The organism is Gemmatimonadaceae bacterium, assembly GCA_036496605.1.
Lineage (GTDB): Bacteria > Gemmatimonadota > Gemmatimonadetes > Gemmatimonadales > Gemmatimonadaceae > AG2.
The window spans coordinates 19,648-41,475 of record DASXKV010000015.1 but is presented as its reverse complement, the minus strand read 5'-3'; the positions used below and the strand labels follow the sequence as shown (position 1 = coordinate 41,475).

17 protein-coding genes are annotated in these 21,828 nt (G+C 63.4%); 7 read left to right on the top strand and 10 right to left on the bottom strand.

Annotated elements, in window-relative coordinates:
* Nucleotides 1–19 precede the first annotated feature (19 nt).
* Entirely contained in the window at nucleotides 20–529 is a 510-nt protein-coding gene (locus VGH98_05790) for a hypothetical protein (GenBank protein HEY2375468.1), read from the bottom strand.
* A 63-nt stretch (nucleotides 530–592) separates the two neighbouring features.
* Here VGH98_05790 and VGH98_05785 point away from each other — a divergent pair, with 63 nt between their 5' ends.
* Complete coding sequence (locus VGH98_05785; protein HEY2375467.1) at nucleotides 593–1,957, top strand: DEAD/DEAH box helicase; 1,365 nt, start codon at nucleotides 593–595, stop codon at nucleotides 1,955–1,957.
* 192 nt (nucleotides 1,958–2,149) lie between these two features.
* Nucleotides 2,150–5,275, top strand: coding sequence for a hypothetical protein (locus VGH98_05780; protein HEY2375466.1), 3,126 nt, complete (start codon nucleotides 2,150–2,152; stop codon nucleotides 5,273–5,275).
* 84 nt (nucleotides 5,276–5,359) lie between these two features.
* Here the strand turns inward: VGH98_05780 and VGH98_05775 are convergent, their stop codons facing one another.
* The 4 genes from VGH98_05775 to VGH98_05760 all read right to left on the bottom strand — a co-directional run bounded on the left by VGH98_05775 (nucleotide 5,360) and on the right by VGH98_05760 (nucleotide 9,396).
* The gene (locus VGH98_05775; GenBank protein HEY2375465.1) at nucleotides 5,360–8,038 is read right to left on the bottom strand and encodes an ABC transporter permease; all 2,679 of its coding nucleotides are present in this window, start codon (nucleotides 8,036–8,038) and stop codon (nucleotides 5,360–5,362) included.
* Nucleotides 8,035–8,382: a PadR family transcriptional regulator gene (locus VGH98_05770; protein HEY2375464.1), complete on the bottom strand. Its 348-nt coding sequence runs from the start codon at nucleotides 8,380–8,382 to the stop codon at nucleotides 8,035–8,037. Before VGH98_05770 ends, VGH98_05775 begins: the two co-directional genes overlap by 4 nt.
* Nucleotides 8,383–8,527: 145 nt before the next feature.
* The gene (locus tag VGH98_05765) at nucleotides 8,528–9,004 is read right to left on the bottom strand and encodes a hypothetical protein (protein HEY2375463.1); all 477 of its coding nucleotides are present in this window, start codon (nucleotides 9,002–9,004) and stop codon (nucleotides 8,528–8,530) included.
* A 2-nt stretch (nucleotides 9,005–9,006) separates the two neighbouring features.
* Nucleotides 9,007–9,396 (bottom strand): BlaI/MecI/CopY family transcriptional regulator, encoded by a 390-nt coding sequence (locus VGH98_05760; GenBank protein HEY2375462.1) that lies wholly within the window; start codon nucleotides 9,394–9,396, stop codon nucleotides 9,007–9,009.
* Nucleotides 9,397–10,033: 637 nt separating this feature from the next.
* On the opposite strand from VGH98_05760, the gene VGH98_05755 reads away from it, so the two are divergent.
* On the top strand, nucleotides 10,034–11,212 hold the full coding sequence (locus VGH98_05755; GenBank protein HEY2375461.1) for a metallophosphoesterase: 1,179 nt from the start codon (nucleotides 10,034–10,036) through the stop codon (nucleotides 11,210–11,212).
* Nucleotides 11,213–11,409: 197 nt separating this feature from the next.
* On the opposite strand, the gene VGH98_05750 is transcribed toward VGH98_05755, so the two are convergent.
* Nucleotides 11,410–11,640 carry a hypothetical protein gene (locus VGH98_05750; protein ID HEY2375460.1) on the bottom strand — a complete coding sequence of 77 codons (231 nt, stop codon included), beginning with the start codon at nucleotides 11,638–11,640 and terminating at the stop codon, nucleotides 11,410–11,412.
* A 409-nt stretch (nucleotides 11,641–12,049) separates the two neighbouring features.
* Here VGH98_05750 and VGH98_05745 point away from each other — a divergent pair, with 409 nt between their 5' ends.
* Nucleotides 12,050–12,373: a hypothetical protein gene (locus tag VGH98_05745; protein HEY2375459.1), complete on the top strand. Its 324-nt coding sequence runs from the start codon at nucleotides 12,050–12,052 to the stop codon at nucleotides 12,371–12,373.
* Nucleotides 12,374–12,531: 158 nt separating this feature from the next.
* On the opposite strand, the gene VGH98_05740 is transcribed toward VGH98_05745, so the two are convergent.
* Both VGH98_05740 and VGH98_05735 read right to left on the bottom strand, forming a co-directional pair.
* Nucleotides 12,532–13,110 carry a DUF4160 domain-containing protein gene (locus tag VGH98_05740; protein ID HEY2375458.1) on the bottom strand — a complete coding sequence of 193 codons (579 nt, stop codon included), beginning with the start codon at nucleotides 13,108–13,110 and terminating at the stop codon, nucleotides 12,532–12,534.
* A gap of 43 nt (nucleotides 13,111–13,153) precedes the next feature.
* Nucleotides 13,154–13,957 carry a hypothetical protein gene (locus VGH98_05735; protein ID HEY2375457.1) on the bottom strand — a complete coding sequence of 268 codons (804 nt, stop codon included), beginning with the start codon at nucleotides 13,955–13,957 and terminating at the stop codon, nucleotides 13,154–13,156.
* 391 nt (nucleotides 13,958–14,348) lie between these two features.
* Between VGH98_05735 and VGH98_05730 the strand changes: the two genes are divergently transcribed.
* Entirely contained in the window at nucleotides 14,349–16,835 is a 2,487-nt protein-coding gene (locus VGH98_05730; protein ID HEY2375456.1) for an ABC transporter permease, read from the top strand.
* Between the two features lie 60 nt (nucleotides 16,836–16,895).
* Nucleotides 16,896–17,273 carry a Rid family detoxifying hydrolase gene (locus VGH98_05725; protein ID HEY2375455.1) on the top strand — a complete coding sequence of 126 codons (378 nt, stop codon included), beginning with the start codon at nucleotides 16,896–16,898 and terminating at the stop codon, nucleotides 17,271–17,273.
* A 92-nt stretch (nucleotides 17,274–17,365) separates the two neighbouring features.
* Here the strand turns inward: VGH98_05725 and VGH98_05720 are convergent, their stop codons facing one another.
* Entirely contained in the window at nucleotides 17,366–17,950 is a 585-nt protein-coding gene (locus VGH98_05720) for a DinB family protein (GenBank protein ID HEY2375454.1), read from the bottom strand.
* Between the two features lie 136 nt (nucleotides 17,951–18,086).
* On the opposite strand from VGH98_05720, the gene VGH98_05715 reads away from it, so the two are divergent.
* Entirely contained in the window at nucleotides 18,087–19,232 is a 1,146-nt protein-coding gene (locus VGH98_05715; protein ID HEY2375453.1) for a LysR family transcriptional regulator, read from the top strand.
* A gap of 748 nt (nucleotides 19,233–19,980) precedes the next feature.
* Here the strand turns inward: VGH98_05715 and VGH98_05710 are convergent.
* The gene (locus tag VGH98_05710) at nucleotides 19,981–21,675 is read right to left on the bottom strand and encodes a hypothetical protein (GenBank protein HEY2375452.1); all 1,695 of its coding nucleotides are present in this window, start codon (nucleotides 21,673–21,675) and stop codon (nucleotides 19,981–19,983) included.
* Between the last annotated feature and the right edge of the window lie 153 nt (nucleotides 21,676–21,828).

Below are 21,828 nucleotides of genomic sequence, written 5' to 3'. Positions count from 1 at the left end.
AAGCAGCCGGCGCGCTCCATCAGTCTTCCATCAGGTCGCGCGTGAGAAGGAGCGCGACGGGAGAGAGGGAGCTCTGCGAGAACGTCCATGCCTCGCGGATCTGCTTCGCGACTTTCATCGGGTCGCGGGCGTGCTCGAACGGAACTCCGAGCGCGCGAAGCACGCCTTCGGTGACGATGCCGCCGCGCGTGTGCCACGGGTATGGCTCGCCCCAGTGGCCCCGGTACGCGATCAGCATGCAGAGCGGAATGTGATAGAGTTCCGCGAGCGAGACGATGCCGTTGACCGCGCCGAAGAAGCCGTGGTTCTGCATGAGGAGGATATGTGGTACGCCGGCGAAGTACGCTCCGGCTGCGACGCCGATCGCTTCTTCCTCCTTCGCCACCTGGACCAGCGTCATGTCCGGGTCCTCGTCGACGCGCTGGAGCAGGAGACCGAGCCACGTCTCGGGGAGTGCCGACACGGACCGAATGCCGGTGGACTTGATGCCCTCGAAGATGGTTTTGCTGTTCTCGTAGGAAACGGTCATTGCGGGATCGAACTTCGCTTGTCGCCGCTATCGACGCCAGGACGAGCCCCCTAGCTTTCGCCGATGTCATTTGGCGAATTCCAACTGCATTCGGATTTGTTGAAGGGCGTCAAGGAGCTCGGCTTCACGAGACCGACGCCGATTCAGTCCGACGCGATTCCCGCCGCGATGACAGGACGCGATGTGCTCGCCTGCGCCATGACGGGCAGCGGCAAGACTATGGCGTTCCTGTTGCCGATTTTGCATCGGCTGCTGGAGCAGCGGCGCCGTGGCACGCGCGGCCCGCGCGCGTTGATCATGACCCCCACGCGAGAGCTCGCGGCGCAGATTCTCGAGGAGCTGAACGCCGTCGCGGTTCACACGCCGATCACTGCAGCCGCGATTTTCGGCGGTGTGGGCATGGCACCGCAGGAACACGCCTTCCGGAGCGGCGTCGACATCCTCGTCGCGACGCCCGGCCGGCTGCTCGATCACCTCAAGCATCCTTACGCGAGCCTCGGCGGGATCAATGTGTTGGTGCTCGATGAAGCGGATCGCATGCTCGACATGGGCTTCCTGCCCGACATCAAGCGCGTGCTGAAGCATCTGCCGACCAAGCGGCAGACGCTCTTTTTCAGCGCGACCATGCCGCAGCCGATCCTCGAGCTGACACGCGAGATGCTGCACAATCCGGCGACGATCAATCTCGAGCGAAGGGCCGCGCCGGCGGTCGGGATCACCCAGGCCATCTATCTCGTGGGCCAGGAGCTCAAGTCCGCACTGTTGCTCGCGCTCCTCGAGCGCAATCTGATGCGTGAGGCGCTCGTGTTCACACGGACGAAGCATCGCGCGAATCGCCTCTGGACATTTCTCACGAAGCACGGCGTGGCGGCGGCGCGCATTCACGGCAACCGATCGCAGGCGCAACGTACGGACGCGCTCGCGGGCTTCAAGAGTGGCGCGTATCGCGTGCTCGTCGCGACCGACATCGCCGCGCGCGGGATCGATGTCGAGGAGCTGGGCCACGTCGTAAACTTCGATGTGCCGAGAGCACCCGAGGACTACATTCATCGGGTCGGGCGCACGGCACGCGCCGAGTCGACGGGTGAGGCGTACACCTTCGCCGCTCCCGATGAGACGGATGAGTTGCGCGCGATCGAGCGCGTCCTCGGAAAGCCGCTGCCGCGGGTGACGCTGCCGGACTTCGACTACAGCGCAAAACCGGCGGCGAAGCTCGAGAAACCAATTGTGGAGCGGTTGGCGGAACATCGCGCGCGGCAATCGACCGAACGTGCTCGGTCGGAGGAGAAGAGAATCAGAAGCACACCGGCGATGAGGCAGACGGCGCCGCAATCCGAGTCGGCGCGGAGGTCACCTCCGCTGCATCGGGACAGCGCCGCGCCATCCGGTGAAGTGCGAAAGCGCGGGCGTCGGCGACGCAGGCGATAGGATCGCCGCCCTGTCGTCGGACCTCCCTCGCTCGAAGCGGAGCACTCTGTGCACAGGCGCCATGCACCCAGCGAGCGTGCGGTTCTGTCGTGAAAAGCCGCGGTCGTGTGGAATGAAACCGCGGTCGTGTCATGAGTTGCCGCGGTCGTGTCATGCATAGCCACGACTCTCAGCGAAGGAGGAGTACGTCAGATGTTCACCGCACGTCGCGCATTGTCCCTCGCCTGTCTTCTCCTTGCCATGCCGACGGCATGGGTTGCCACTGTGCCACCGGCCAGCCTCACCAGTGCATTGCGCTGGCGCAGCGTCGGTCCTTTCACCGGCGGGCGTGCCACCGCGGTCGCCGGCATATCCGGTGAGCCCAACGTCTACTATATGGGCACCGCAGGCGGAGGCGTGTGGAAGAGCGATGATTACGGCGCGACTTGGCAGAGCATATCAGACAAGGATTTCAAGACGGCCAGCATCGGCGCCCTGGCCGTCGCGCCCTCTGACCACAATGTCATTTATGTCGGCACGGGCGACTCTGCTCCGCGAAACACCGTCCTCGCTGGCGAGGGTATGTACAAATCGACCGACGGCGGGAAGACCTGGAGCTTCGCCGGACTCGGTGACACGCACATCATCACGTGGATCCTCGTCGACCCGACCAATCCTGACGTCGTTTACGTCGCGGCGCTCGGCCACTTGTTCGCGCCCAATGCGGACCGGGGGATATTCAAGAGTTCTGATGGCGGCCGCACGTGGAAGAAGATCCTGTTCGTCGACGACGAAACGGGCGCCATCAGCATGACGATGGATCCGTCCAATCCGCAGGTGCTGTACGCGGGAATGTGGCAGATGTCCCGCAACCACTGGTCCTTCTCGAGCGGCGGACCAGGCAGCGGCATTTACAAGACAATCGATGGCGGCGCGAACTGGACCAACATCTCACATCACGCGGGACTCCCGACCGGCATCTTCGGCAGAATCGGCATCGCGGCGGCGCCGAGCGCTCCCAATACGGTGTACGCGCTGATTCAGTCGGATTACAAGGGACAGGCGGGTGGCCTGTTCCGGTCGAACGACGCGGGCCAGAGCTGGATGCTCGTCAACAATAGCATGGATATCACGCAGCGCGCCTTCTACTACGACAACGTGTACGTCGACCCGAAGGACGCGAACACGATTTACCTGCCGAACGTTGGGGTGTACGTCTCGCACGACGGCGGCAAGACGCTGCATCCCTTCCGTCCACCGCACGGCGACAATCACGTACTGTGGATCAACCCCGACAACACGCAGAATTTCATCGAAGGGAACGACGGGGGCGCGGCGGTGACGCTGAATGGCGGACGGGATTTCAGCTCCGAGGACAACCAGCCCACCGGGCAGTTCTATCACGCCAATCTCGACAACGAGTTCCCCTTCAACATCTACGGCGCGCAGCAGGATCGCAGCTCCGTGGTGGGGCCGAGCGCGACGCCGGCGCCAGTGTGGACGAACATCCGGGGCGGAGAGATGAGTTGGGTCGTACCGACCCCGGGACGTCCGTGGATCACGTACGCCAGCGGCTACTACAGCATGGAGTGGCGTCACGACCGGCGCACCGGGCTCGTGACCAACGTGGCGCCTTGGCCGGAGTACAAGTTCGGGCTTCAGGGCACCGAGATCAAATACAGATACGGCTGGAATCATCACCCAGTGGTGTTCGCCCCACACAATCGCAAGGAATTGCTGATGGGCGCTAACGTGCTCTTCGAAACCACAGATGAAGGGGTTCACTGGCACGTGATCAGCCCAGATCTCACCCGGAACGACACGACGAAGCAGCAGCGGCCGGGCGGTCCGATCAGCGCGGACGTGACCGGCGAGGAGATGTTCGGGAGGATCTCAGGGATCGCTGTTTCGCCGCTCACGGACGCCGTCATCTGGACGGGCTCCGACGACGGCCTGGTGCACGTGAGCACCGACGCGGGCGCGCACTGGAGCGAGGTGCGGCCGCCGGCGATGCCGACCTGGTCGACGATCACATGTGTCGAGCCGTCTCACACGGCGCCGGGCACAGCGTACGTCTCCGCGAGTCGGTTCGACTGGGACGACTTCCATCCTTACATATATGAGACTTCTGATTACGGCAAACACTGGACGGAGATCACGGCTGGCCTGCCCGGCGATCAATACGTCGAGAGCGTTCGCCAGGACCCGAACCGTCCCGACCTCCTGTTCGCGGGGACGAGCGCGACGGCGTACTTCAGTCTGAACGGCGGGCAGGAGTGGCAGCCGCTCGGCCTCAACCTTCCCGCGGTGCGAGTGAATGACATCGAGATTCAGCCCGCGCAGCATGCCGTCGTACTCGCCACCTTCGGCCGCGGCTTCTGGGTGCTGGACGACTTACAGTTTCTCGAGCAGTTGGGGACCGGCGAAGCCGCGCGGGTGACGACCAACTCACCATACCTCTTCAAGCCGCAGCAAGCGTGGTTGACGAGCGCTGCGGGGGGCGGGGGCTTCGGCCGGGGAGGGAGCGCGAACCTGGCCCCCGGCGTGACGGTGTTCTTCCACCTTCCCGACGACTACAACGGCAGCACGCCGGTGAAGCTCGATTTCGCGACCGCGAGCGGCGCGTTGATTCGCAGCTTCACTCTTCATCCGAGAACGAAGGCGCGAAGCGACTCAGGCGCGCAGAACCCCGAAGGCGCCCGAGGTCGACCGCAAGCACGCCAGGAGACAGCAGTTCCTGGAATGAATCGCTTCCAGTGGGATACGCGCTACGCGGAGGCGACCGAGGTGGTAGGGATCTTCCACTCCGCTTTCTCAGCCTCGACCCCGATCGGTCCGGAGGTGGTGCCGGGCACGTACAAAGTGACGCTGAGCTACGGTGCCACGAAACAGACGCAGCCAGTCGAGATCAAGCTCGATCCACGACTGCATACGATAGCAGCGGAGCTACGGGCGCGGTTCGCTCTGCTGATGCGGCTGCACGACGCAGTGAACCGCCTCGACATCAACCTGAATCAGGCCATCAGCGCGCGCGATTCGCTTCAGAAGGCGCTCGCGAACGGCGGGGCGGGCAATACGCAGTCGCGCGCGACGCTGGACAAGCTGAATCGCGACATCGACAACCTCGTGGATCTCAAGATCCAATCGAGTGAAGGCGCGCTGGTCTATCCGCCTCGACTCCGCGCTTGGCTGTCCGCCATCACAGGTCAGATCGAGATGGCACTCGTTCCGCCAACGCCGGCAATGGTGCAGGTGGCGAACGGGTACATCAGCGATGCGGCGACAGGGGTGGAGCGGCTGCAAGCTGATCTTGCGGGGGCACGGGCGGTGGTGCCGTAGCACGGCGGCAGCTATCAAAATGGCCCGGGGAGACCGCGGGCCATTTTGGTAACCGAGATATAAGAGCGTCGCCATCCGGCCCGCTCAGTCCGCGCGCAACGCGACGAGCGGGTCGGCCTTCGACGCGCGCCTCGCCGGCACATAGCACGACGCGACGGCGATCGCTCCCAGCAACACGGGGAGCGACACGAAAATCAACGGATCCGTCGGGCTCACGCCGTAGAGTAGCGTCGTCATGCCGCGTGTCGCGACGAGCGCGCCCAGGACGCCGATGCCGACGCCGAGCGCCGCGATAGCGGCGCCCTCTCGAAGTACGAGTCGCACGAGCGCCGCCGGAGCAGCGCCGACGGCCAGTCGCACGCCGAATTCGCGCTGGCGATTCGCCACCGAGAGCGACATCACGCCGTAGATACCGACGCCCGCCAACACGACGGCGATCGCGGCGAAGCTCGCGAGCAGTATTTCCGTGAGGCGCCTGGTGGCGAACGATTCACCGACGACCGACGTGAGCGCCCGCACCTGGTCGAGCGGAATCGACGGCTCTAGTGCTGCAATGACGGACCGCACCGACTTGATCGTGGGCGACGCGTTGCCACGCGCGCGGACGGCGAGCGACGGCTGTCCCGCTCCGAGCTGCGCCAGGCTCGCGTACATGTGTGGCGCAGGCAACTGCGTGGCGTCGTCGTCGTGGATGGCGCCAACGACGCCGACGATCGTCGACCACCCCGTGTCGCCCGCGACGCGAATTTGCTTGCCGAGCGCGTTCGGACCGGCCCAGAACTTCCTGGCTATCGATTCGTCGACGATCACCACGGGAGTACTGGTCGTATCATCCGCGGCGCCGAAATCGCGCCCATACAACAGTGGAATGCCTAACGTCGCGAAGTATCCAGGGGTCACCGCGATCTGATATGTCTGGCCTTCGTTGCCCGACGGCGGTTTCGGGCGGCCTTGGACCAGGTAGCCGTCCACGTTCGAGTTCCCTTCGAATGGAAGACCCCAGGCGAGCGCCGCCGACGTCACGCCCGGTGTCGCACGAACGCGCTCGAGCAACGTGGCAAAGAACGGGTTTGCCCTGCTCGCGCTGTTCTTGTACTGAGGCGGCAGCGGAAGCGAAATCGACGTCACGCCATCGGGCCGGAATCCGAGATCGAGTGTGGTCAGTCGTCGAAAGCTCTCGAGCACGAGGCCCGACGCGATCAGAAGCACGACCGACAGCGATAGCTGCGCGACGACCAATCCGTTGTTGACTCGACGCACCGAGCGGTGGGCGCTCTCCCGTGAACCCGACGTGAGATCCGACGCCAAGCGGCTACGGAGGCTGTGCATCGCCGGCAATAACCCGAATAGAACTCCACTCGTTAGGGTCACGGCGAGCGTCACCGCGAGCACGCGTGCGTCGACGCGGACCTCGTCGAGGCGCGGCAGCGCAATGAGGCTCGAATGCGTGAATGTGCGAACGGCGATGAATGCAAGCGCGACGCCAATTGCCGCTCCTCCCACGGCGAGCGCGACGCTCTCCGTCAGCAGCTGCCGAGTCACTCGCCTGCGGGTGGCGCCGAGTGCCGTGCGCAAGCCGATCTCTCGCTGTCTGACGGTCGCGCGACTCGAAAGCAGCGTCGCCACGTTCGCGATTGCGATGAGCAATATGAGTCCCACGGCCGCCAGCAGGATCTGGAGCGGGCGCTGGATGTCGCCGACCATCGCCTGCTGCAGCGGCCTAACGATCGTCGCCATCCGCGTACGTTCCGGCTGAATGGAAGCCAGGCCGATGAGCTCCGGCTCGCGACGCGCCCAATCCCACATGATTCCAGTGGTTTGTTTGTGCGCGTGTTCGATCGAAACGCCGGGTCGCAGCAGCGCGAGGCCGGCATTGAACCATGCATGTCGGTTGGTGGGATCGAGCCCCATGGGCAGCCATGCCTGAGTCTCGACACCGGGAAACTGGAAGCTTGGCGGCATGATGCCGACGATCTGCGTCGGCCGCCCATCGAGGTCCATGGTCGAGCCAATGACGTCCGTGCGTCCGCCGAAACGCGAACGCCACAGCCCGTCGCTCAGGATGATGACGTTGTTCCTGCCCTGGGTGTCTTCGTCGCGCGTGAACGCGCGGCCCCGGGCCGGCCCCACGCCGAGGACGCGAAAGAAGTCCGCGGTCACGAGAGCAACGGTTAGGCGAATGGCGCGGTCACCGCCGGTGAGCGTCACGCGCCCGCCTCGGTACGCCGCGAACACCTCGAAGTCCGACGCGCGGTCGCGGTACATCGCGATGTTCTCCTGCGAGATCCCCCAGTGGTCGAGCCCAATCTCGGGGTACGCGTGAATCAGTTGCACGATTCGGTCGGCGTGGGGATAGGGCAATGGTCGCAGCAGAATCCCGTTGACGAGCGTGAACATCGCCGTCGTCGCGCCGATCCCGACGGCCAGCGTCAGCATCGCGACGAGCGTGAATGCCGGTCTGCGCCTCAGCGTGCGAAAGGCGTAGCGCAGATCCGAGAAAACGGAGTCGAGCCATTCCATGAGACGCACCTCGCGTGCATAACGCTGGTCGATGGTGACGCACTCGTCCCGCACGAGCTCCGGGTCACCGAAGCGCGCACGGGCTGCGTCGCGGGCGGCGTTAGGCAGGACGCCCGAGCGCCGCAGCTTTTCCTCGCGCATCTCGAGATGAAATGCGATCTCGTCGTCGATGTCGCGGGCCACGCGTCGCGCGTTGTCGCGGGGCAACCGGAACAGGCGGCGCCAACCGGGACCGACGTTCACGACAGCTCGGGGGATGTGCGCGCCAGCGCAGCGACGATCGCTTTCGCGTGGCGGTGCCATACGGGCGATTCGGCGCGGAAACGCATCCGTCCGGCGTTGGTGAGTCGGTAGAATTTCGCGCGGCGGTTTTTGTCAGAGACGCCCCACTCGGCGGCGATCCATCCGCGCCGCTCGAGGCGATGCAGAGCCGGGTACAGGGTGCCTTCATCGAGCAACAGGACGGACTCGCTCGCGCCTTCGATCCATTCGCTGATCGCGTACCCGTGCATCGGGCCCCAGGTGAGGGTCTTCAGTAGGAGGAGATCGAGGCTGCTGCGGAGCAGATCCGATTGGGCGTCGGCCATGATAGCCTCCGGCTACTCTTGTGACACCAGGGAGGCTAGCGCCGTTGCCCTTGTGTCGCAAGGGGAACGATCGGTCGACGTCAGACGATATTGGCAGGCCAGTTCAGTAAACACCTATTTCGTGTAGCCATCGCCAATGCGGTGATCAGCGGCCATCGATCGCGATCAGCAGGGCCGCCCGGCCCGGTCCCAACGGCACGATGGTGGAATGAAGCGCCGGATCGACTTCGCGCAGACGCGACGCGACGACCGCGTTTGTCGTCGCACGGATCGTGTCCCCGATCTGCACGGGAAGATTCATTCGATCGCGAATCTCGCGCGAGACGTCGTGATGTGGCGCAGCGTACGGTGCGACGGCAACAGGGTGCTCGTCGTCTGCCGCTCGAGCCAGGGACGATGCCGTCGCGCGTGCGTGCGAGACCACAGGCACATTCCAGGAGGGCGCGAATGCACCCATCACTGGCAGCAGTGCCGCAGCGACAATGGCACCGATCCACACGAGATGGCGCGCGGCCGCGGCGCGTCGCGGCATGCTCAACGTGATCAGCAGCGCGCCGATGAACAACAGCGAGGACTTGGCCCCGACGACGAGCAGGTACTGGGCAATCATTCGCGCGGACATGGCTACCTTCCCTCCGTCTTCGCCTGAGCGATCACCTTGGCGAGCCGCGCCCGGTCCGACGCCGAGAGCTCGCCGTCGGCCATCTCGAGCAAGGCGGCGACGGCACTCGTGGGCGAGCCGTCGAAGAATGTCTGCACGAGGTGCCGTAGCGCGGAGCGACGCACCTGGGCGCGCGCCGCGGTGGGCTTGTAGATGTAGCGGAGCCCATCCTGCTCGTGCGTCAGGTGTCCCTTCTCTTCGAGGAGGTTCAACATGGCGCGCACCGCCGAATAGCTCGGGGGATCGGCGAGCAACTGGCGCACGTCGCTGACGGAAGCGCGGCCGAGGCGATAGACGACGTCCATGATCTGTCGCTCGCGGCGACCGAGGTCAGCTTTCGGTGTGGCGGCCATCCTGACTCCTCGCGGCGCGGTAGGTGCTAGTACGCTAGCAAGTGCTAGTACGTTAGCACAAACCCCCACTGGTTCTCTTTCCTCGAAGAGCACGCGAGGGACACCGCGCTAGGAGGAGCGCGCTAGGAACGGCGTGCTAGGAACGGCGCTCAACGCAAGCACACCGGTCGAGCCCGAACGGTAACCAACGGTAACCAGTGGGCACACGCCGACCCGGGAGCCTCGAGAGTATCGACAGAAAGGGAGTACTGGGTTGCTCTTGGGATCAAGAGTCAGCGCGCCTAACGACTTTGTACCTTCGGCTACACTTCCTAAGAGGCGGCATCCTGGTTTGCGAAGTGACGGTGCCGAGGAATTGCCGAACCCACACGGTGCATGTCGCCATGCTACGGGCCTGCCCGTAGAATATGCCAGACTCTGACATCTCAGACTGCATCGCCGCGCTATGATTGCCGCATCGACGGGCCGCGCGCGCTCCGATTGCACCCGTTCTAGCCGGCTTGTTCTTCTGCGTCGCGCCGATCGTTCGCGGGTTCGGTGTCATTCTGGGCCCTGATCGCCGCCCGTCGTCGGACCTCCTGCCTCGAACGAGGATATCGCTTTGCAGCCAATCGCCTGTTCCGCGCTCGTGAGACTCATGCTGCTCGCGGCGTCGAGTATGCTCGCAGCATCTCGTGCCGTTGCGCAGAATGCACGGCTTCACGGCGTGGTCTACGCCGATGCGAATATGAATGGAAAGCGCGACGCCTCGGAGCCTGGCGTACCGGGAGTGATCGTTTCAAACCAGCGGGATGTCGTCGTCACCGACTCGCTCGGACGCTTCGAGATTCTGACTGGCATGACCGGCATCGTGTTCGTCTCGGTGCCCGACGGGTTTCGCTCCAGCCACGCGTTCTGGCTCGCCACGACGGCGGCGCCCGCATCCGTTGATTTCGGTGTGGTGCGCCAAGCGCAGTTACGGACGTTCGCCTTCGTCCACGCTTCCGACTCGCACATCGCCCCGGAGAACGTCGATCGCTTCCGCCGCTTTCGTCGAATGACGGACTCGCTGGGCCCGGCGTTCGTCCTGATGGGCGGCGATCTCGTGCGCGACGCCATGAGCCAGTCCGAATCGAGTGCGCGGTCGTACTTCGATCTGTACGCGGATGAATCAAAGTCTTTTCGCACGCCCGTGTGGACGGTACCAGGCAATCACGATCACTACGGGATCATCCCCTCACGGTCGCATGCGGATCCCGCGAATCCGCTCTACAACCGCGGCATGTATCGCCAGTACTTCGGTCCCGACTACTACTCGTTCACCTACGGCGGCGTCCACTTCATAGGGCTGAATACCATCTCCCCCGACGACTCGGCGTACTACGGCGACGTCGACAGCGTGCAGATGGAATGGCTCAAGCGTGATCTCGCGCAGGTCCCGCCGGCGATGCCAATCGTCACGTTCAACCACATCCCGATGATTTCGAGTTGGACGACGCTGATCCCGTACGATGAGGATCCGCTCGTGGCGAGTCTCGCGAAAGTCAACGGCAAGAAACAGTACCGTCACACCGTCGGCAACGTGCTCGACGTGCTCGAGGCCATGCGCGGCCATCGCTACGTGCTCGCACTGGGTTCGCACATGCACTCGTCGGAGCACTCGTCATTCGTGAGCGACGGCGTGCAGCTCCGGTCCGAAGTGAGCGCCGCGATCGTCGGCCCGAATGAGCTTGGCCCGACGATCTTCCCGTCGGGGTTCACGCTGTACACGGTTCACGACGGGAATATCGACGCCGGGCAGTTCGTTCGGCTCGATCCACCGGGTATGCGGAAGTAGGCCAAAGCTGTGTGGCGCTTGCCGGAGTGGCCACGCGAAGCACTCTGTGCACAGGCGCGATGCACCCAGCGAGCGTGGCGGTTCTGTCGTGAAAAGCCGCGGTCGTGTGGTATGAAACCGCGGTCGTGTCGTGTGAAGCCACCGTCGTGTCGTGTGAAGCCACGGTTCCCTTGTGAAGGGCGGCGGTCGCCTGCCAACTAATTCAGGGTGACTGCCAACATTGTCGCGGTCGTGTCGTGCATGACCGCGGTCGTGTCATGAATAGCCGCGGTCGCGTGATGAGTAGCCGCGGTCGTGTCGTGTTTGGTCGCGGTCGCGTCATACATTGCCGCGGTCGCGTCGTGCATTGCGCCGGTCGTGTCCTGCATTGCCGCGGGCGTGTCCTGAATTGCCGCGGTCGTGTCATGCACGACCGCGGGTGTCGTCACACATAGCCGCGGTGCACTCGTGCGGAGCGCGGGTCGCCTCCGACATTGCGCGGGTCGCCTCGAAGAATGCTTGCGTCGCCTACCGATTTGTCGGGGGCGCCTCACGATTCGGTAGTGGCTCCTACCGATACGTCAGGGGCGCGTCCGTTTTTCTCGCGGGCGCCTCGAGAGTTGGACCGGTTCTCTTCGAAGTTGGAACGGTCGCCTCCAGAGTTGGATCGTTTCTCTTTCTTGCGGGACGCGCGGCGCCGCTGCCTGGCCGCGTGCCGCTTGTTCATCTCCTCGACGCGATCGTACCAGTCCGGGAGGATGTTGGCGGAAGAGTCGACTACCGCCCTCTTCGAGTCGCGCATTCTGCGGCATGCAGCCTTTCTATGATTGTCGTAGGTGCTCAGACTGATGCCGCGGCGTGCGCGATTTCATCCCGCGGCTGTCCTTCGAAGTACGTTGCGACAATTATCTCGCGCTGAGTTTCCGACAGGTCATCCATGTGACCGAGAAAGGCGTAGTCAAGCCCGTTGGGGTCGTCCCTGGCGGCGTCCGACGCAAGTTCGGCACGAACGACGTCATCACACGCGTCATCAATGGGCGCGTCGCCCTGGTCGCCCTCGTCGAGGGGATTCCACGCCGCGTCGTCTCGATTGACGTATCGAAGCAGCGCATTGCCGGGATCTACGTCGTGGCCAATCCGGAAAAGCTACGCCCGCTCTCGCGCTCACTCTACGCGAATTGATCGCGCTTTCATGCTGGGCATGCCAATCGAGGTTGCGCGACTGTTCGTAGCCGAAGGCATTCCAGACAATGTCGAAGGTCGACTTGAGCGTTCGCGCAACCATGCGCGCCATGCGCGACGACTCAAAATGTAGTCATCGCCGCCACGCGATTGTCGAGCTACTCGAGTGGCGCGATCGATAGCGGCGGCTCTCCGCGGCGCACGCGTTCCCAGTTCGCGCGCAGCTCGGCGCGGTGCAGCTCTCTCCATTCGAACAGGAGCGTCAGCCGATTGGGCGAGAAGCTCCCGCGAATGCCATCGCCATCGATCTCCAAGGCAATCGAATCGCCGCCGCAGCGCGCGTGGAAGTGCGCTCGAGCGTGATCATCGTAGAACATGCTGATGATGATTCCATAAAAGCGGCTGATCTCGGGCACCTTCCGAGCGTGCATGGCGATCACCGAGGAGCCGGCATCATCAGAGCGCGCGTGCCATGAATTCCGCGCGCGCAAACGCGCGTGCAGTGATTCCGGCGCCCAGTCGGCACCGTTCGGCCACTCGATCGTCTCAGCGCCCAGACGCACTCGAGCAAACTCGCTCGGCTCGCGCAGCGATTCGAAGACCGGACCAACGAGTCCGTCGGCGAGATCCAGCTCGCCGGCGAGACCGTCGCTGAACTCCAGCCAGAGCGTGTGATCTCGAATGTGCCGCACCGCGGTGACGCGAATGACGTCGAACGGAGATCTCGGAGCACTCATGACGCCGAGCATACGCTCGGCGAACGTTGCGGGTCAAGTGAGGCTACTCGACCTCCGCCACGCGCGCGCGAACATCATCGAAAGCTCGTTGCGCATCTTCGAGATTCGCCGCCGCCGACTCGGTGTGTCGCCGAGTGAGTTCGACATCGTCACGGCGGGCTTCCAGTTCGGATTGAGCGTGCCGGAGAGCGTGTTCGGCGGCATCGAATCTTGCTCTGGCGTCCCGAAGCAACTCCAGCGCGTGCGCCGACTGTTCACGCATTTCGGCGAGCAATTTCTCCGCCTGACGCAACTCGGCCTTCGCCGGCTCGATCGCGGGCGGCGGAGCGCTTGGCGACGGTGCTGTTCTTGTCGAAGATGGACTGGTCGCCAGCGCGATGAGCAGGTCCAGGCCGCCGCCCTGGGGCACATCCACGAGCCGTCCAGTACGAAGCTCCGCAAATGCACTCGCGTCGCCAATGATCGCATGGACGGCCGCGGCGAGTGCGTTCGGCTCGATGGGATATCCCGCGCGGATCGCGACGCGCGAAGCGGCAGCGGCCACGGCGCGCACGGATTCCTTCACCGTTTCGAGCGCGCCTCGCAGATCGGCGCCGGTTTGCGCCTCGCCGATTGCCGCCGCGAGATGTTCGATCGATACCGGGTCTTCGTGAACGACGGCGTCGAGCGCCCAGGCTATTCGGCTCGGTTTACGCAGCGCCTTCACGAGCGTCGCATCGTCACGTCGCTTTTCGGCGCGCAGCTGTTTGGCGAGCGCATCGCGCCGGCTGATGAAGCCCTCGAGTGGCGCCTGATACACCGCGAGTATTGCCGTCGCGAGATCGGTTACGATGGGAGGTTGCGTCACGACGGCATCTGTCGGGAGTCGCGCCGAATGTGTCAGGGATAATTATAGAAAGGGCGCCGGGATCGTGACGATTCGGCCATATGGCTGGAGCCATGCGGCCTTCAGCCTATTGAGAGGCGATGTGCTGCGTTGCCTCTCGATTCGACGTATTGGCAAAACATCCGTACGGGCCGTCGGCGCGAGAATTCGCAGCGTAGGGTCTGCCAGCGATTTGTTGCAAGAGGTTCCGCTCTCCACACGTGTACTCCAAACGCGTCGTGCGATTTTGGCAATATAATTGTGCTAACGTTGCATTTGACGCACCGCACCTCCCGACTTACACGTTCGTCCACGGGAGCTGGCAATCGCCGTTCCCCACCACGCCGTTGACGTCGCCGGATGGAGGACGAGTATGGACGGGCTGCTGCAGGACTTGCGCTACGTGCTGCGGACGCTGAAGAAAAGCCCCGCGTTCGTCACGATTAGCGTGCTGACACTGGCGCTCGGCATCGGAGCGAATCTCGCGATCTTTACCATCGTGAACGCCGTGCTGCTGCAGCCGCTGCCCTTCCGCGAACCTGATCGCATCGTGCGCGTGTTCGATGATCTGCGCGGTGCTGGAGCCAGGAACGTTGGCATGTCAGTGCCCGAACTATACGATTTGCAACGTTCCGGAGTATTCGAACAGATCAGCGTGATTTTTCCCGCGAGCCAGGCATTGGCGGGCGGCGACGGCGTGGAGCGGATCGAGTTTCTCGGTACGAGCCCGAGCTACTTCGAGCTCCTCGGCGCAACGCCGGCGCTCGGACGAGTTTACACACAGTCAGAGTGGGAGCCGGGCTGCCTCGATGGCGTCGTGATCAGCGACGGCCTCTGGAAACGCCAATTCGGATCGGATCCACGTGTCATCGGACGGCGGGTTCGCATCGATGAAGACCCGTACACCGTCATCGCCGTCATGCCGCGCGAGTTTCGGCACCCTGGCAATACGCTGGGCGGCGACGTCGACATTTGGTCGGCATGCGGATTCACCGTCGATCCTTACCCCTCGCCGCCGCTGCGCAATGTGCGGTTTGTCCCTGGAGCGTTGGGTCGCCTGAAACCGGGCATGACGCTCGAACAGGCGCAGGGGCGACTCGATGCGCTGGCGATTTCGTTGCAGCAGACCTACCCCAACGATTATCCCAAGCGGCTGCGTTGGTCGCTTCGCCTCGAGCGTGCCCAAACCAGCCTGACGGGTAATGTGCGGCCGACGCTCGTGATCCTGCTCGCCGCCGTGAGCTTCGTCCTCCTGATCGTTTGCGTGAACATTGCAAGTTTGCTGATCGCGCGGGCATCGGCACGAATGCGCGAGTTCGCGATTCGCCAGGCGCTGGGCGCGTCGCGCGGCCAGCTCGTTCGACAGGTGCTGATCGAGAGCGTGCTCGTATCGGTTGCCGGCGGCGCGGCGGCGCTTGCGGTGCTTCTGATCGCACAGAGATCGCTTCTTACGCTGATGCCCGCGGACGTGCCACGACTCGCCGAGGTACATGCGGATTGGCGAGTGGTCGCGTTCGCGCTTGTGCTGTCGCTCACGACCGGGGTGTTGGTTGGGTTGATGCCGGCGCTCCACGCCTCGGCGATCGATCCCAACCGCGACTTGAGGGACGGCGGACGCACGGGCGGCGGGCAGAGCGTGCGCCAGAATCGATCGCGCGCCGCATTGGTCGTGCTGGAGGTCGCGCTATCGGCGGTGTTGCTGATTGGCACCGGGTTGCTTGTTCGCAGTTTCTCGGCCGCGCTGGGTCAGAATCCCGGGCTCGATCCGGAGCGGCTTGTCGCGGGCCAAATCTGGGTTCCCGTTCCAGGCAATCCCGATGCGAATCAATACCGGACGACAACGCAGCGCGCCGAGCTTGCCAGGGAGCTGCTTGCTCGAATCGCCCTGCTCCCCGGCATCGAGGAATCCGCGGTCGGTACGTCGAGCGATATCCCACTCCTTGGCAATGTGAACAATCCCCTCCCGTTTTCATTACCCGACGAGGTTTCCACGCAGGGGAATGATCATGCAGCGGAGTTTGGAGCCGTGAGCGCAGGCTATTTCGCGGTGCTCGAGACGCCGCTGAAGCAGGGCCGTGTCTTCACCGATCACGACGCAGACTCCAGTTTGAGAGTCGTGGTGGTCAATGAAGCGTTCGTTCGCAGATTCTCACCGCAACGAGAGGTAGTTGGCCGGCGGTTGCGGTATGCCTGGCGGCATAGCGACGATGGCCTGGGAAAGGAAGCCATCATCATCGGCGTAGTCGGGGATGTGCGCAATGACGGATTGGACGTGGCGCCGCCGCCGCGCGTGTACGAATCCATTCTTCAACATCCCAGCATAACGCCCGCCGTATTTCTCCGCGCACGTTCCGACGTCGACGTGAAGGCGACGAAGGAGGCCCTGACGCAGACGGTACACAGCATCAATCCAGAACTTCCGGTGTTCAACGTCAGGACCATGGCGGACCTGATGTCCGCTTCGATGGCGCGGCGCAAGTTCTCACTCTCTTTGATGTCGGCCTTTGCGGTGTCGGCGCTCCTGCTCGCCGCGCTGGGGATTTATGGCGTGATGGGGTTCGTGGTCAGCCAACGCGCTCAGGAATTCGGCATTCGGCTGGCATTGGGTGCGAAACCGCGGGATATCCTCGGCCTCGCGTTCCGCCCCGGCCTCATTCTCACCGCCACGGGAACTATAGTGGGGTTGGGTGGCTCGATCGTCGTGACGCGGCTGATGTCGAGCCTCCTGTTCGGCGTGTCGGCGAGCGACCCGACGACGTTCGCGGTCGTGCCGGTGCTGCTGGGGATCGTCACGATGGCCGCCTGTTTCATTCCCGCGAGACGCGCCACGCGCGTCTCTCCGATGGAGGCGCTCAAGTAGGCAACGTCGGATGACGGTCTCGTCATTCCACCGCCACCCTCTCATCACACGATCATTAATATGCCGCCCGAGCCCATTACGTCCGACCGTGTGGCCAAACCCGTCGGTCCATTTTCACCTGCCGTTCGCGATGGCGACCGCGTGTATACGAGCGGTCAGGTCGCACAAGACCCGGCCACGGGAAGACTCATCGAGGACAGCGTCGCCGCCCAGACAGAGCAAATCTTCCACAACCTCAAAGTGATTTTGGAGGCAGCGGACAAAACGCTCGCCGACGTGGTGAAAGTGAATGTCTATCTCATAGACATAAAGCGATTCACCGAGATGAATGAAGTGTACGCCAGACATTTTGTCGCCCCGTATCCAGCTCGCACCACTGTCGGTGTCGCAGCTCTGCCGCTGAATGCCGAAGTCGAAATCGAGATGATCGCCAGTTAATGGCCCGTAGGGGCGAACACCGGTTCGTTGATATGTTCCCGCAACCGTGCGCGCGGATGCGCGCACGGCATTCACCTCGACGGAATCTGAGACTACCTTCCTCCGCGCCCCGGCCTCGGCAGCGCAGACGGCGGGAGGATGCCGTTCAGGCGCATGTAGTTCGCGATCTGGCTGTAGTGATCGGCGAGATCGAGCGCATGGAGAAGCAGCATGTTGACGCGCGTCGACTTCCTCTCGGTGCCGCCATAGGTAAACGAAATCGCGGCGGGGAGTGTCGCATCGGTGACCTGTTCGATCGCCTGGTCGCAGAATGCAAACGACGCCTTCAGCTTCGCCACGAGTTCTGCCTTTGGCCATGTTGCCTTGACCGAGTCGGGCGTCGACGTGTCCTTGGCGTCGATCGTCGGCTTCATCACACCGAAGTTGCTGCAGAAGAGGTAGCTGTCGCTCGCGACGTGCTGTGCGATGAAGCCGAAGGTCAGCTGCGCGGGCGTTGGCTTGTAGCCGAACTTCGACTCAGGAATTGAATCGAATGCCTGCGCGATATTGCGGTGACTCACCGCAATGCGGGCCTTGAACGCCGCCGTTATCGGGTTGGCCTGCGGCGTGGCGGGCTGCTGAGCGGCGAGTGCGACTGGAAGGGCTATGCCCGCCATGGCAACACGAATTGACTTCATACGGTCTCCGATCAGGGTGCAGGCTCCTGAATGCCGGTCATGAGCTGGAGACGTTATGCTTAAGGCTGGCTTGCAGTTGCGTCAAATGCAATCTTTTCACTATCATATTGCTCGACTAGCAACTGGGAGTTCCGTCATGCTCGATGAGATCCGGACGTTCGTCGTCCTGGCCGAGTCAGGGTCGTTGCAACGGGCAGCCGAACGGCTGTTCCTGACGCCGTCGGCGGTCACACGGCAGATCCAGCGCCTCGAGGCGACACTGAAGACGCCCCTGCTCGATCGAAGCGTGAAACCGGGGCGGATTACGCGCGAAGGCCGCGCGGTGCTCGACGGCGGACGACAGATGCTGCGCATCATGGACGAGCTCAAAGCGACGGGGTCGAAGGACGCCGAGCCAAGCGGAATGTTCCGCGTCGGATTGTCGCATGCGCTCGCGCAACCGAGCCTCGTCGGGTCGATCCAGCGCCTGACGAGTCGCTTCACCCAGCTTCAACCGGTGCTGAGCACCGGTCTCAGGCAACAGCTCATAGAGCAGGTGCGGACCGGCGAGCTCGATGTGGCACTGGCGTTCCTCTCGGCTGACGATACGCCGCCCGGCGATGTGGCCAGCAGTGTTTTGGCTACAGAACGTCTGGTATTGGTCAGGGCGAGAGGACCGCAACCTCGCGCGCGGCGCAGCAGCAAGTCGAAAGATCGCGATCTCGACGCACGCTGGGTGCTCAACCCGCCGGGGTGCTTTATTCGTCAGGCACTCCAGGCGAGGTTGCGCGAACTCGGCTCTCCGTTCGAAGTCGCCGCCGCGATCAACAGTATCGACATGCAAGTGTCTCTCGTGGCGAGCGGGATCGGGCTCGGGCTTATCCCCGCGCGGTTTCTGACCTCGCATCCCAAGCGCCGGCGGCTGGAGCGAATCACGCGGTCCGGCGTCAGCATTGAGGCTTCAATCGTGTTCATGCAAGGCGGCCATTTGGGCCGGCTCGAAACCGCGGCGACATTGGCGCAGCTCCATGAATACCGCGCTGGAGCGATACCTGTCCATCGTGCCGAGTGGCTGATACTTCGTCATGCTGTTGTCGGCATACGGAGTGATTTCAGCGAAACCAACCGACTTGTAGAGCGCGTGAGCTGCGGACAGGAATTTCAGACTCTCCAGCCGCACAGCTTTCGTAGCCGATGGCTCGCGCGTCTGACAGAAGCTGCTGCAGCAGGAGGCGACCGGCGCCGGCTCCTCGGACGTGCGGCTGCACATACATCCTCTGAATTTCGGCGACAGACCGCGTAATGCGTTTGAGACATCCGACTCCGACGTTCGCGTCCTCGCGGCGGATGACGTAGAACCGGCCGCTCGGAGGATAGAACTTCGCCCGATCCTCGATATCCGACGTGACCATCGCATCGATATCGAACGACAGACCGTAGCTCGCGGCAGCAACGCTCGCGACCCATCTCAGATACTCGGCAATGAGGTCCCGCGCGGCGTCTCGCGTTGCCGCATCATCGACGGCAACCAGCTCGATCGTCATTAAGTAAGTGGACAAAAGTCTTGCTGCAAATTGCTTCGCTGCATTGGGAGGCCGTGGGCCGCTGAAACCGCTGACATTGCCCTGAAACCGCTGACGGGCTTCGTGTCGAGAGACAGCTCCACTCCTCAGTGATGTTTTGAATGTGTGAATGTATCGGGAGTTTCCATGACCGTTGGAAGCTTCCCGAGGCATGTGAACAAGAAACCAGCTACTACTTGGTGCATGGAGCCGTCGTTGCCGAGGAGCAAGTCAGTGGTCTCAGCGCCGTGTCAGTGCTCTCAGCGGCCTCTCTCTCTTTCACCCGTGCGCACAGCCCGAATTTCCCGGATGATTGCGGATCTCGACTGAAGCGCGTGCTCACAGTGCTTTTGATCATCGAAACTCAGTCAGTTGTAGCAGAACTTTTGTCTACCTACTTAGATGAGACTCTGGCGCAGCGTCGCGCGTTGAGGAGTCTGAAGAAATCCAGACGGTGAATCCGCGGGCGTCACCTCGTCGTGTGAAGTCTCAACGGCACCCGTCGATCCTGAAGCCGCCGATTTTCGACGAGTAGCGCTGCTCGCCGGGCTTGTAGTAGTCGCCCACGTACCAGATCGTGCAATCGTCGTCAGGATCGACCGCAGTCTGCGAATAATCCTCCCAGCGGAGAGTGTTCGTTTGCGGCGCGCCACCTTGCGCCAGCACTGCCTCGCGCAGCGTCAGGACTCCCTTCGGATCGGTCGCCAAACGTGCCGCAAAGCGCTGGCCCGCGTAATCCTGCGGACCGCCAAACGAGTAGCCGATGCCGATGTTCCCTGCCCTATCCATCGCCGGACTTCCCATCCATCGGAACTCGACACCCGGCGCGTACGTGCCTTCCTGATAGAGCTTCGGGTCGCGGTGCTTATCCAGGCGGAGCTCGTACCATCGCACGCCACCGCCGCCGGCAGTGGTATTGACCGAATGCACGGCAACGATCGATTCCTGATTGCCGATGCGCCGGTAGACCACGCGCGCCATCAGCTTGTCGCCCTGCGCGTCGAGGTGCCGGTCGGCGCCCGGCTGCGGCACGCACTTCGTGAGCTGCCCGTCGCAGAGATAGTGGTAGGGCGCCACCGGAATTCGCTCGGGACCGGTGAGCTTCGTGTTCGCGGGATTCTTCCAATCCACATGGAACTTCCACGCGTAGATCGCGGAATCGTCCATGACTTTCTTCAACTGCGTCCCCCCGCCCGCAAGAACGATATTCGGTGCACCGGCGGGCGGGAGCTGCTTGCCGTCGAGGTCCGCGTTGTTGAGAAAGTTCACACCATCGACAACCACGCATTGCTCCGTCGCGTCGCCGCCCTTTAGCATCTTCTGACGATCGACCACGCACGCGTGCTTCTGGATCACCTCGTCGCCCGTGCTCGTCGGCACGTAGTAGCCGTCGGGCCATACGGCCGGCCGAGGATAGTCCGGGAAGAGCGGACGTGTGAACTCGTAGCGATAATACGGACCGAACGGATCGGGCCCGGTGCTCACCGCATAACACATCCCGTACGAGCCCTTCTCCTTGTTCGCCTCGCCGCGGAGCCGCTCGCGCTCTGTGGAATCGGGCGGCGTGATCGGCTTCGGCTCCACGTGCGGCGGCTCGTAGAGCGTCACCGCGGCCCCAGGCTGTCCCGGTTGTCGCGCCTCACTCACCACGGCACCGCCCCCGTCGACCGGCGCTGCCGGCTCGTGCTCACGCAGCGGAAGCCGGCGGAAGATCGGCATCACGATCAACCAGCGATTCGCGAGCTGATCGTAGCGCACCACCGCGTCGCCATTCGCACGGCCCGCGCATCCGCCATCGAAGCCGCGAAAGACATTGTTCGTCCCGACTGGACCGTACAACACTTTGCCGGTCGTATCGAATTGACGTCCCCTCTTCGTGTAGATCGCCATGCGCGAGTTGACGATCTGCACGATGTGATTCGGGCCCACCGCGAGCGAGTTATCGGAGGGATTGCTGAAGTACGCGTTCCCTTGCGGGCCGACGAAATCTGCGCCGAGGCCGTCGAAACTCGCGACGAGGGTGGCAGAGGCGCGCGTTCCGTCAGTCGTCTGCTCGACGGAGGCAGCACTTCCCGGGCTGTGTCTGCTCGATCGCGCCGAGACGACGTGTTCGTGGGCGATGCCGGCGGCGCTCAGCGCGAGAGCGAGCACGCTGCCGAGGGCGAGGTTATGTATCCCGAACATCGAGAGAGGGAGTAAAGGTGAGAGCGGCAGGTCGAGAATGGACTCCCCTATGTCTTACGTTGTGCGGGATACAATATACCAGTAGCGCTGCTCCGCCAGGAGGACCAATGGATCGTGCCGCCTGTTGCTCACGCACCGACGCTAAGCGAGCCG